The organism is Embleya sp. AB8, from assembly GCF_049739465.1.
In the GTDB taxonomy this organism is placed as follows: Bacteria; Actinomycetota; Actinomycetes; order Streptomycetales; family Streptomycetaceae; genus Embleya.
In genome coordinates, this window is record NZ_JBMHHY010000054.1 from 21,721 (window position 1) to 34,347 (window position 12,627).

Annotated in this window: 10 protein-coding genes; all 10 read left to right on the forward strand. The window is 68.9% G+C overall.

Annotation, left to right across the window (positions count from 1 at the left end):
- The first annotated feature begins 28 nt into the window (after positions 1 to 28).
- The 10 genes from ABIA38_RS44265 to ABIA38_RS44310 all read left to right on the forward strand — a co-directional run bounded on the left by ABIA38_RS44265 (position 29) and on the right by ABIA38_RS44310 (position 12,491).
- Positions 29 to 1,141: a Mu transposase C-terminal domain-containing protein gene (locus ABIA38_RS44265; RefSeq protein WP_424644724.1), complete on the forward strand. Its 1,113-nt coding sequence runs from the start codon at positions 29 to 31 to the stop codon at positions 1,139 to 1,141.
- Between the two features lie 120 nt (positions 1,142 to 1,261).
- Positions 1,262 to 2,041, forward strand: a complete 780-nt coding sequence (locus ABIA38_RS44270; RefSeq protein ID WP_424644725.1) for an AAA family ATPase — start codon at positions 1,262 to 1,264, stop codon at positions 2,039 to 2,041.
- A 52-nt stretch (positions 2,042 to 2,093) separates the two neighbouring features.
- Positions 2,094 to 3,374, forward strand: a complete 1,281-nt coding sequence (locus ABIA38_RS44275; protein WP_424644726.1) for an IS256 family transposase — start codon at positions 2,094 to 2,096, stop codon at positions 3,372 to 3,374.
- 432 nt (positions 3,375 to 3,806) lie between these two features.
- Entirely contained in the window at positions 3,807 to 4,499 is a 693-nt protein-coding gene (locus tag ABIA38_RS44280; RefSeq protein WP_424644727.1) for a tRNA-dependent cyclodipeptide synthase, read from the forward strand.
- Positions 4,500 to 4,660: 161 nt separating this feature from the next.
- Positions 4,661 to 5,662, forward strand: coding sequence for a cytochrome P450 (locus ABIA38_RS44285; protein WP_424644728.1), 1,002 nt, complete (start codon positions 4,661 to 4,663; stop codon positions 5,660 to 5,662).
- Positions 5,663 to 5,689: 27 nt separating this feature from the next.
- Positions 5,690 to 6,931: a cytochrome P450, cyclodipeptide synthase-associated gene (locus ABIA38_RS44290; RefSeq protein ID WP_424644729.1), complete on the forward strand. Its 1,242-nt coding sequence runs from the start codon at positions 5,690 to 5,692 to the stop codon at positions 6,929 to 6,931.
- A gap of 256 nt (positions 6,932 to 7,187) precedes the next feature.
- Entirely contained in the window at positions 7,188 to 8,690 is a 1,503-nt protein-coding gene (locus ABIA38_RS44295) for an FAD-dependent monooxygenase (protein WP_424644730.1), read from the forward strand.
- Between the two features lie 94 nt (positions 8,691 to 8,784).
- A complete protein-coding gene (locus ABIA38_RS44300) occupies positions 8,785 to 9,645 on the forward strand; it encodes a class I SAM-dependent methyltransferase (RefSeq protein ID WP_424644731.1) in 861 nt (286 codons plus the stop codon).
- Positions 9,646 to 9,715: 70 nt separating this feature from the next.
- The gene (locus ABIA38_RS44305; protein WP_424644732.1) at positions 9,716 to 10,030 is read left to right on the forward strand and encodes a putative quinol monooxygenase; all 315 of its coding nucleotides are present in this window, start codon (positions 9,716 to 9,718) and stop codon (positions 10,028 to 10,030) included.
- Positions 10,031 to 11,369: 1,339 nt separating this feature from the next.
- Positions 11,370 to 12,491 carry a methyltransferase domain-containing protein gene (locus tag ABIA38_RS44310; protein WP_424644733.1) on the forward strand — a complete coding sequence of 374 codons (1,122 nt, stop codon included), beginning with the start codon at positions 11,370 to 11,372 and terminating at the stop codon, positions 12,489 to 12,491.
- Positions 12,492 to 12,627: the final 136 nt, after the last annotated feature.

Sequence of the window (12,627 nt, forward strand, 5' to 3'; positions counted from 1 at the left end):
AGCCGATCACGTCCAGGCATTTCTTCGGGTGACCGCCGACGGTGACCTCGTCCACCCGTACGTCACGTGGTTCATCGATTGCGCGACCAAGGCGATCACCGGTGTCGCCGTCACGCCCGGCCCTCCCACGCGCGCCTCGATCCCGGCCGCGCTGCGCTCCGCGATCGCACACACCCACCCCTACGGCCCGTTCGGTGGGCTGCCCGAGCACGTGCGGTTCGACCGGGGCAGGGACTTCCTCTCCCGCACCGTGACCACCGCACTGACCACCCTGGACGCGGACATCACCGTCCTGCCGCCCTACAGCCCACACCTCAAGGGCAGCATCGAGAACCTCAACCACTGCGTGGAGACGATGCTGTTCACCGCCCTGCCCGGCCACACCCCCAAACAACCCCGCCGACGACCCGACCGCACACCCACGGGCCCGACGCTGTCCTTCCGCGCCTTCACCGCCGAACTCCTGGCCTGGGTGCACCGGTGGAACACCGAACACCACCCGGCCGGCCTCCAGGGCCGCACCCCGCTCGAGGCATGGCAGGCCGATCCCACCCCACTCAACGACATCCCCGCCGCAGACGTGTGGTCCTTCACGCTCGAGGACGACGGCCGCCCCCGCGTCATCACCAGCCACGGAGTGGCCTTCCGCAACCGCGACCACATCGCCGACTGGATGACCGGCCAGGCCGGCCGCGAGGTCACCGTGCGATTCATGCCCCACCACACCCACGAGATCGAGGTCTGCACACCCCACGGCCACCGCCTGGGCACCACCCACCTCGCCGACCAGGCCACCGACGATCAACGCGCCGCACTGCGCCGCGCCCGGGCGGCCCGCGTCCGCCGCCTGCGCGCCGAGGCCAAAGCCGCCGAGCAACTGCGCCACACCCGGTTCGCCCCCACTTCCCTCCCCGCCGACGCACAGCGCCTGGACACGATCACCGCGCCCGAGGCCGCCCGGGCACTGGCCCAACACCGCGACGGTGACCTCGGCAGGCTCGCGCTGCCCGACCTGATCCCGCCCGCCCCGCCCCCGCCCGACTGGGCCACCCCCGACGCCCTGAAGAAGACCACCAGGCCCGCCCACCCCGCCGAACCCACCACACCCGAACCGCCCCCCGGCCGTGAGGACCCCCGATGACCCGCCACCCGCCGCCCGCGCACACCGACCAGTACGTTGCCCTCCCCGACGCACGCCTGGTGACCACCCGCGCTGCTCACCGCCCGGGAGAACCTCGCCGACACCATCGCCGCCCGCGCCATGACGTGCATCCACGGCGGAGCCGGCTTCGGCAAGACCGCCGCCGTCACCAGCCGCCTGCACGAGCTCGAACCCGACCAGGACATCCGCCGCATCACCTTCCACACCCGCCCCACCATCCGCACCGTACGCCAGGAACTGCACGCCGCCCTCGAACCACCGGGCCAACCCCCGCACTACGCCGGCGAGTTCGACCAACTCCTCAAGACCGAACTCGCCGCCCGACCACGCACCCTCGTCCCGGACGAGGCACAGTGGCTCAGCGGCTCCCTGCTGGAATACGTCCGCTACATCTGGGATGACCCGTACACCCAACTCGCGATCGTCTTCGTGGGAGGAGAAGGCTGCCACCAGACCCTGCGCAAGGAGCCGATGCTGTCCTCCCGGATCTTCATCCGGCAACGCTTCACCCGCCTCACCCCCGACGAGGTCCAGGACGTCATCCCGCTCTACCACCCCATCTGGGCCGACGCCGACCCGAACGACATCGCCTACGCGGACCGGCACGCCGCCCACGGCAACTTCCGCAACTGGGCCCGCCTGACCGCCCACACCCACACCGCCCTCGAACGCACCGGCCGCACCCACGTCGACCAGGACGTGCTCCGCTGGGCCTTCAGCCGTCTCGGCTCCGGCAGCCAAACCACCCCACCGCCCGCACGGCGCTCCCGTGGCCCCCCGGCGACCCAAACAAGCCCAAAGGCCCACCGGATACCCGCCCCGCAGCGCCAAGGAGTCGTGAGGGATGTGTCTGAAAGTTCGTGTAAGTCCGTGATGTGAATGGTTGGCCGGGGTACCTTCCCGGATCCCGGCCACCCGGAACGGACGAATCATGACCGAGATCGAGAACCCGCGGACCACCGAGCCGCCTGCGGACACGGACGCGATGGTGGACGAGGTCGTAGAGCGGTTGATGGACCGCGCGGACGCCTCGGGAGCGGCCCTGCTGGGCGAGGGCGGCCTGTTGACCGAGATCACCCGGGCCGTCCTGGAACGGGCCCTGGAGGCCGAGATGACGGAACACCTCGGCTACGAACGGCACGATCCCGCCGGTCGCGGGTCTGGGAACTCGCGCAACGGCACCTCGCCCAAGACCGTCCTCACCGACGCCGGAGAGGTCACCATCGCGGTCCCGCGCGACCGCAACGGCGACTTCGAACCCGCCCTTGTCCCCAGGCACGCCCGCCGGTCGGCGGGGTTCAACGAGCGGATCCTCTCGCTCTACGCGCGCGGGACGAGTGTGCGCGACATCCGTTCCCACCTCGCGGGCGTCTACGGCGTCCAGGTCGGCTCCGACCTGATCTCGCGCGTCACGGACGCGGTCACGGACGAGTTGACCGTGTGGCAGAACCGGCCACTGGATCCGGTCTGGCCGATCATCTACATCGACGCGTTGTGGATCAGGATCCGCTCGGGCTCGGTCGTCAACCGGCCGGTGTTCGTCGCCGTGGGGGTCGACATGGACGGCCGCAAGGACGTGCCGGGGCTGTGGGTCGGTGCCGAGGGCGAGGGCGCCACGACCTGGGTCGCCGTGCTCTCCGAACTGCGCAATCGCGGGATCGAGGACGTGTGCATCGTCGCCTGCGACGGGTTGAAGGGCCTGCCCGTGGCGGTCACCGCGACCTGGCCGAAGGCGACGGTCCAAACGTGTGTGATCCACCTGATCCGGGCCTCGCTGCGATTCGCCTCGAAGCGGGACCACACCAGGTTGGTCACCGCTTTGAAGGAGATCTACACGGCCCCGACCGAGCAGGCCGCCGAACAGGCAATGGACGAGTTCACCGCTTCCGACCTGGGAGTTCGCCACCCGGCGATCGTCGCGACCTGGCGGCGGGCCTGGCCGGAGTTCGTCCCCTGCCTCGCGTTCCCGCCGGACATAAGGAAGGTGGTCTACAGCACGAACATGATCGAGTCGATGAACGCGCGCCTGCGCAAGGCCACCCGCAACCGCGGGCATTTCCCCACGGAACAGGCCGCGCTCAAGGTGCTCTACCCGGCGGTTCGCGAACGGATCGAACCACGCGCACGCGACCTGAACCTGGTCGCGCCACACTGGAAGAACGCCCTCAACGCCTTCGCGCTCTTCTTCGAAGACCGCCTCAGCGTTCAGTAACCACCCGGGGACTTACACAAAGACGCTGACACGCCCGTCGGCGAGTCACGAAGCTCCACGGTCCGTTCCGTTGGGAAGTCGACGGGGCATCGTCGCCGGTCGATGGCTGCTCGACTGGTCGACTGGAGCGCACGGTCACACTCGAGTCGGCGGATGAGCGCTTTACTTGGCGGATCTGAGCGTTCTTGTCGGCGGACATGATAGAGCCGTCTCGGGGGATCCACCCGCTTTTGGGAAAGGTCGTGCGACCCGCCATACGCATGGAAAGTATGACTGTATGACATCTTCGGTTGGTTCGGAGGAGTTCGAGTCCACGGCGGTACGGTCCCATCGCTGTCGACCGGATGACGTGTTGGTGCCGTCAATGCGTAGCGACGGCGCCGACGCGAGGTGGCGAGTTCCTCGCCTCCCGGACCTCAACCGCTGTTGGTGGTGACCGTGGATTTCCTGATACGACCACAAAGCGAGAATTGCCGTCGGATTGCTGCTGCCTCCGACCACTGCCTCTTGGGCCTGAGCCCGTTCAACGGCTACTACACACCAAGCCGGGTCGAGGCGTTGGTCCGGTGGGCAGTCGGACGTTTCAACAGGGTCGACTGTCTCGTTCCCGGGTTCGAGGCGGCACATACCCTCAGCGCTGCGGGCGTCGGGCCGCTGGAGGCAGTGGGTCGTGTGCGGCGAGCCGTGAACCAGCTCAGGAATCCCGCGCTGGTGGCCCTGTCGCGTACCGGTGTGTCCGTGCCGGAAGAGCACGTGCACACGTGGACTCAACTGATGAGCCGACCCGAGTACGCGGCGTTGCGAGAGCAGGCCAGAACGGCGTACGGAGTCGATCCGGCCCTCAGGGCGGCCTGCCGGGCGGTGGCCCGGGGAGCGGTCCGATCCATTTCGGACACGGAGCCCGGCGAGGAGCAGATCGACGCCTGTGTCAGCTATCCGATCGCCGAGTTGCCGCTGATCGTGGACAGTCCGTCGATCTTCGACGTGCCTTCCTCGGTGTTCGTCTACCACCGGCGGATCGAACTCGCCGCAGCCCTGCTCACCGCTCCGGCAACGGGGCTGCGGTCGGCTGCACAGCAGGGGTACGTCGTGGCCGAGCCCGTGGTGCCGGACGGTTCGGCATGAGACAGCTCAGGCAACTCCCGATGCCGGTACAGATACCGGAAGTACCGTTGAGGCTTCCCTGCGTGCTGGGCCCCCTGGGCACGCCTCCACCCGTGATCCACTGGGCACGCCGACGGCGCCCGGTCTGCCCGGTCGAGCTTGCGGACGGATCCCGACTGTGGATGATCTCCCGGCGGGACGACATCCTGCGGATCTTCACCGATCCCGGTCTCGTACGGCCGAGCCATGCCGCCGGAGCACCGTCCCCTGCGGCCGGGATCAACGGGGAAGCACGTCCACCGGTCGCGCGGCCGGCCTCCGAGTATGTCGCGATGCAGGCGCTGGAACCCCACCGGGCGGCCATCGGAAAACGGACGGATCGCGTCCTGGACGCCATGGAATCCGGGAACAACCCCGCCGACCTGGTGGAACAACTGGCGGCGCCGCTGGCAGCCGCCGTGTGCCGCGAGGTCTTCGGGCTGTCGTTCGATCCCCACGCATTGCGGAACCGTCTGGTCCTGGAAGAGCCGGCGGCACATCCGACTACCAGGCACCCGGTCCTGAACTCGCTCACAGAACACTTCCGGGACGGTCCCGCCCACACCGATGTCGCCGGCGTGTGGTTCACGGCCCCGCAACAGCGGACCGTAGGCACCGAACCGTTGCACACCACGCTGACAGGTCCGCTCGTTCGGTGCGCGAAATCACTCTTCTCGGCACTGCTGACCGGACCGTTCACTCTCCTGCTCCATCAGAAACCGCTACGGGAGTGCCTACGCGATCCGGTGCTGTGGCGGGCGGCAGCAGGGGAACTGCGCCGGTACCACCCGGGCACGGTCCTGGGCCCCGTCCATGTCGCACTCGAGGACCTGGAACCACACGGCACCCTGATCGAGGCCGGAGACACGGTATGCGCGTCGCCGCTGGGCGCGGCCTGGGACGAGGAGCACTACCCCACCCCGGCGAAATTCGACATCCATCGTCCGGTCGCCGGGTCCGCCGACCTTCGCATGGGCCTGGGACCCATAGCAGACGGCGCCCTCAGCCGGCTGGTTCTCACCATCGTCTGCCCCGCCCTGTTCGAACGCTTCCCACGACTGCGCCTTGCCGTGGACGAACACGAGATTCCCTGGCGCAACGATCTGACGTTCATCCGTCCCGCCTGTCTGCCCGTGGCCTGGTGACGGCCAACTCGGTGAGAGGGGAACACCATGCGGTCGACCGCCCGCATCATCAGCGTCCTGTCGGACGAGTTCGCCCGGGACCCGTACACCTGGTACCCCCAACTGCGGGAGAGCGACCCCGTCCACTACGAACCCGGCATCGACGCATACTTCCTGAGCCGGCACGAGGACGTCGGCCGCGTTCTGACCCAGGACCGGATCTTCACCACCCAGGCATTGCGCGAACGCGCCGAGCCGGTCATGCGCGGTCGCGTCCTGGCGCAGATGACCGGCGCCGAGCACACCGCGAAACACAAAACGATGATCCGCGGATACACCGGGCCGATGCTGGAGCATCAGACCCCGCTCATCCGCCGCAACGTGGAGGAGCTCATCCGCCCGCATCTGCGGCGCGGCCGGTTCGACCTGGTGAAGGACTTCGGACAGCAGTTGGCGATCTGGGTCGCGCTGGACAGTCTCGGACTGCCCAAGGACGACTGGCGGAACGTGCACTCCTGGTTCCAGGGCGTGGCCGAATTCGTCACGAGCGTCACCATGACCGAGGAGCGATACCGGCACTGCGTCCGGTGCGCCCGCCGTCTCGAGGACTATCTGCGGCCCTTCATCGAGGAACGGCGCGAGAACCCCGGCTCGGATGTGATCTCGCTGATGTGCCGCACGGAGTACGAGAGCGGGAGGATGAGCCTGCACGAGGTCACGGCTCTGTGCCACAACGTGCTCCTCGCCGCGACCGAACCGGCGGACAAGACCCTGGCCCTGCTGTTCCGGCATCTGATCACCCACCCCGATCAGATGGACCTGGTCCGCAGCGATCCCGGGCTGGTGACCAACGCCATCGCGGAGACGCTCCGCTACACACCGCCCGTGCAACTGATCCCCCGCAGGACAGCGGAGAGCGTCGAGATCTCCGGTGTCGCCATACCCGCCGAAACCATGGTGTGGTGCATGCTCGCCGCCGCCAACCGCGACCCGCGTGTCTTCGAGCGACCCGACACCTTCGACCTCCAACGCACAGACCTCGGTCCCGAACGGTCCTTCACCGCAGCCGCGACCCATTTCGGGTTCGGCGCCGGCATGCACTCGTGCGTCGGGGCGGCATTCGCGCGCATCGAACTCGAGACGGTCGTGACGATGCTGCTGGCCCTCATGGACAACATCGGCTTCCCCGACGACGCCTCCTACGAAGAGACCGGCTTCTACTCCCGCGGCCCCGAATCACTCACCCTGACATTCGATCCCACGGCGGAAGGCCGGCTCCTGGCGGCCTGAACCACCGGAACGGGGAAACCCCAATGCGGCCGACTGCGCCCGCCTCCGTCGTCACCACGACGGACGGCCACCCCGGATGCCATCGAAGAAGTGGTGCCGACCTGCGAGGTTTCAAAGACGGGTGGGGCTGCCGACCCTTGCCGGGGCACCCCGGGTCCGGGGCCGGGCCCGGTCCTCCCGCGCCGCGCGACGTCGGTCGTGCGACCACCCGAAGATGCACCCGGACCCGCACCCCGGACCGGAAAGGAGACACACCGTGGACAGCGCTCGCCACCACACATCCGTTCTGATCGCCGGAGGAGGACCTGCCGGACTGGTCCTGGCAGGAGAACTGGCGCGCCGACGCGTCGACTTCCGGATCATCGACTCCGGCACCGGCCCCTTTCCGGGATCACGGGGCAAGGGTCTCCAGCCGCGCACCCTGGAGATCTTCGACGACCTCGGAATCATCGACTCCGTACAAGCGGAGGGAGCGCCGCTGCCACCGATGGTGGCCTGGGAAGAGGGAAGAATCATCAAGGAGTGGGACGTCATCGCCCGAGGCGAGCCCACCGGGTCCACGCCCTACGCCGAACCCTTGATGCTTCCCCAGTCGCGCACCCAGGAACTGCTGCGCGAGCGACTGCTGCGTCTGGGACACGGCGTCGAGTTCGGCTCGCGGCTCGCCGGATTCTCCCAGGACGAGGCCGGGGTGCGGGCCCGTGTCGTCCGGGCCGACGGACGCATCCAGGAGATCACGGCCGACTACCTGGTCGGGGCGGACGGAGGCGGCAGCACCGTACGCACAATCCTCGGAGTGAGGTTCGACCGCGAAGAAGTGGAGACCCGGCCCCTGCTCGTCGCCGATGTCGACATCCCCGGACTGGACCGCGAGCACTGGCACACCTGGGGCGACGCGGCCGGCATCATGACCGCGATCTGTCCCGTCGCCAGAACGGACTACTTCCAGGTCATCGCACGATTCGCGACAGGAACCCCCGACCCCGCCCCGGAGCGGGTCCGCGACCTGGTGGCCGCCCGCACGGGACTGCGGGTGCAAAAGGTGCTGTGGTCATCGGTCTTCCGGGCACGAGCAGCACTCGCGGAGCACTTCCGGGTCGGCCGGGTGTTCCTTGCCGGCGACTCCGCGCACGTCCATTCCCCGGCGGGCGGCCAGGGCATCAACGCAAGCATCCAGGACGCCTACAACCTGGGCTGGAAGCTCGCGCTCGCGGCAACCCGTCAGGCAGCACCCTCGCTCCTGGACTCCTACGAGGCGGAGCGCCGACCGGCCGCGGCGGAAGTGCTGGGAGTGAGCACCCGCATCCACCAAGGGTCGTCCCGGGTCAGGCAGTTGGCCGCGAATCGTGACCGCGCCACCCACCACCTGGCACTCGGATACCGGGGCATCCCACCCAACGCGGAGATGCGCCCCGCTCTGACCGAGGAAGCCCTCCAGGCGGGAGACCGCGCACCGGATGCCCCGTGTACCGACCGCAGCGGAGCCCCCGTACGCATCTTCGACCTCTTCCGCGGGCCCCACTTCACCCTCCTGTCCTTCGGAAGCCCGCCCACCCGGCCCCTCGGCGCCCCGAATCCCGCAGTGGTCCGCGTGGTGCGCGTCGGTCACGACGTCTCGGACGCCGCGGGTTTCGCCGCCCGTGCGTACGCACCGCACGGCCTGTTCCTCGTGCGGCCGGACGGTTACATCTCGCTGGCCACCGAGACCCCGGGCGATGTGACCGGCCACCTCCACTCACTCGGCGTGCGGATCCGATGACAAGCGGGACCCGGATTCGGGGCGGCCCACGCTCGCGCCGACAACCCGGCAACCCGGCGCCGCCACCAAGCCCGGAGAACCAGAGAGGCAGAGCATGACCGACCCGGACCATCCGCCACCCACCCCCTACGTGCTGGATTCAGCCGCCCGAGCGGATCTCGAATTCGATCGCCTGCGCACGATCGAGCAGGTCTACGACCCCGGAACCGAGGAAATCCTTACCCAGGTGAACCTCGCACCCGGGTCGTCGTGCCTCGAAGTCGGCGCGGGAGCAGGCAGTATCACCCGTCGCCTGGCAACGATCGCCGGAGAGAGCGGAAGAGTGGTGGCAACCGACACCGATCCGCAATTTCTGAGGAACATCGCCCATTCCGGGGTCGAAGTGATCGAACACGACATCACCACAGACCCTCTGCCACCCGGTTCCTGGGATTTGATCCACGTCAGATCCGTACTGGAACATCTGCCGGACCCCGAATCCGTCCTGGCCCGGCTGATTCCCTCGCTGGCACCACACGGACGGCTCGTCGCCGAGGCGATCGACGTCGGTGCCGAGACACTGGCCATTGCCGCCGCACAAGCCGTGGACAGGAAAGCGGCCACGGCCTTCCTGGAATTCGCAACCGCCGTGAACCGGTTGATGACACTCGCCGGAGCACACCCCGAACTCGGCAACGCCCTCCCGGTGATCCTCGCCGCCCATGGCCTGGAAGGCATCACACACAAGCGGAGACACCCCCTCGTTCCCGGTGGAAAGCGCGGCTTCTACGCGCTCACACTCGCCCGCCTCGCACCGTCGTTCCAGGACCACGGCCTGATCGACACCACCGATGGCCACCTCTCCTCCTTGTTCGACGACCCGTCCATGCTCTTCCCCGCACTCCCCATCGGCGCCGCCCATGGACACGCCCCCGCGGTCGGACAGCGACAGCAAAAACAGGAAGAGCCGATCTGACAGGCGGGGCAGACAACGCCCATCCGAATGGAACAACACCCGAAACGGAACACCGAGAGAGGCGGAGCCGATGAGTGAGGTAACGGTTGTGGGCCGGGTCGTCGCCCGAGTGGGCAAGGAGGCAGAACTCGCACAACTGCTTCAGTCTGTCATCGAACCCACCCGCAACGAAGAGGGAAACCTGCACTACTCCATCCGGCAGAGCATCGAAACCCCGGAGGAATTCATCGCCATCGAGCGGTGGCGACACACCGACGACCTCCAGCGCCACTTCCGGAGCGCGCACTCCCGGCACCTCGCCGCTGCGGTCGAAGATTTCCTGGCAGAACCGATCAAGATCACAACCTATCGGGAGCTACGGGTCACACCCGTGGATCGGGTGTGAACGATCCCGGTCAAGGGGTCGGACAGACGGCGGACAAGGGGGGTCTCGTCATGGTGGCGCCGGGTGCGAACGCGCCCCGTGCCACCCGACGAGGGAGTCCCGCATGTCGCCACACGAGCAGTCCGACGCCGGCCCGCAGCCACGAGCACACGCCCGAGCCGTCCGTCCGCAGGACGTTCCATGTCCGCTTCCGTGCCCGCTTCCACCGTCGCTTCCGCGACCGACCACGACACACAGGGCGTTTCCCCAGGTCAGGCCCTGGACAAGGGGTCCCCCAAGCGTGCCTACAACCCCTCTTCCCCGCATCCGCGCGGGTCCACCGCGTGGTCCAGGGGCGAGGTCCTCGCCGCACTCGCGGTCGTCAAACTCGCCACCCCCGCCCAGCTGCGCCGATTGCTGCCCACCCCCCGCGGCGATAAGGCGGTGCGCAACGCGTTGAACGACCTGGCCCGGCACCGGCTCGCCACCTCCGACGGCCGCAAGATCCGGCGTCTGACGCCGGCCGGGCAGCGCGCCCCCTCGCCCTGTTGCCAGCGGGCACCACCCCGGGGGGACCGGCGAGGGCGCCGCACGCACCGGCGCCCGACACGGCATCACCTCGACCCGGCGGGGCGTTGGTGGCCCGGCTTCCCGTCGGGGTATCGCGCATGATCTTGACCGTCGGCCTCGCCGGTACCGCCTCCCTTGCCCATGGCTCTCCTCATCCGGCAACACGCGACGGATCCGGTGCAGTTCCTGCGACTGCTCCTCCATCGCCCCGCACGCGTTCGTCCCCCGCTCCATCCGGACCCGGAAGAATTCCATGTGACCCACCGCGATGCCGTCCGACTCGAACGCCGGGCAGGCGGTGCCGCCGCGATCGTCGTCATGGTCCTCGCCGTCCACGCTGAGGAAGGTCGGAAGAGTTCGGGCAGGTTCCCCAACACTCGGGAGGTGTCGCTGTTTCTCGTTCCTGGACGCGTTCGTGTACCTGGACGAGGGCCGCAAACGCATGTCGGCGATCGGATCCGGGCGGTCGACGACGACGTCGGCGTCCGGACACCCCTCGCTCGGCGGGCGCGTTGGCCGCTGGGAGTTGGGGTGTCCGGGGTTCCGGTGCGGCGTGCGGCGTGCGGCGTCGGTGGAGCGGGCGGTGGGTTGCGGTGCGTTGTGTCTTCCGTGCCAATGTGGTGTTGCGTCATCATGGGGTCTCTCTCGGTGACCGAGGAGGCGTGATGGGACAGCACGAGAAGCCGCCGCCGGATCCGTCGAAGGGCACTCCGCCGCCGAACAACTCCGATGGGCAAGTGCCTGCTTCCCCGCCGTCGAACGGCCGACACAAGAAGGACAAGTAGCTCGCGTGGATCTTGTCGAGGCGCGGTCGCGGTTGGCGGTCGAGATGGATCGGCGTGGGCAATGGCCTGAGCGGGCGCCGTGGATCCGGGCTGCCGTGGAGGCCACGCCCCGGGACGAGTTCGCGCCGGACCGGCTGTGGCGCTGGGACGGCGGGGGTTACGTGCCGGTCGATCGGGTGGTCGACGAGGGTGCGTGGGTGTCGCTGGTGTATGCCGGGCCGGACGACGCGGCGGTGACGCAGGTCTTCGGCGGGGTGCCCACGTCGAGCCTGTCGTGCCAGGCGGTGGTGGTGGACATGCTCGACTCGTTGCTCCTGGAACCCGGGCACCGGGTCCTGGAGTTGGGCACGGGGACGGGCTGGAACGCGGCGTTGGTCGCCCGGCGTGCCGGGCCCGGCAACGTCGTCAGTGTCGAGGTCGATCCGGATCTGGCCGAGGGGGCCCGCAAGGCTCTCGCCGCGGCCGGGCTGGACGTGCGCGTAGAGGTCGGGGACGGGGCGGTCGGCCGGGCGTCGCCGTGGCGGTGGGATCGGGTGATCTCGACCTACGCGGTGGAGCGGGTGCCGTGGGCGTGGATCGCGCAGGCCCGGCCCGGAGGCCGTGTGGTCACGCCGTGGGGGCGGTTGGGTCACCTCGCGTTGACCGTCGCCGAGGACGGGTGTTCGGCGAGCGGGTGGGTCCAGGGGCTCGCCACCTTCATGCCCGCCCGCGGTACCCCGGGCGAGCGCCGGTTCGCCGATGTGCGCGGCAACACGGCTGCCGGGGACGAGCGCGGCGTCGTGCGGGACCTCGCGTCGTTGTGCGACGACGCGCATCTGCTGTTCGCGTTGCGCGTCGCGTTGCCCGAGGTGCGGGTGCGCGCCGCGCGCGATGCCGACGGTGTGAACGCGTGGATCCACGACGGCGACACTTCGTGGGCCGTGTACTCCGCGTCCGCCGACGGCACGACGACGCTGTACCAGGGCGGATCGCGCCGGCTGGGCGACGAGTTGGAGACGGCTTGGGAGCGTTGGATCGCCGTCGGGGCCCCGGAACTGTTCGACCACGGAATGACCGTTACGCCCGACACGCAGTTCGTGTGGGCCCACGACCCCGACACCGGGCCCAGATGGCCGGCGACCACGTGACCGCGTGTGGACCGGGCAGGGGCGGGCGGGCCCGCGCGGGTTAAGAAGTGGTCTCATTTGGCGTATCGCCGGTAGCAGATGAGTGCGGAGGCGATGCTGACGAACGCACCGAAGTGAGAGGCCTTGACCTCGTATC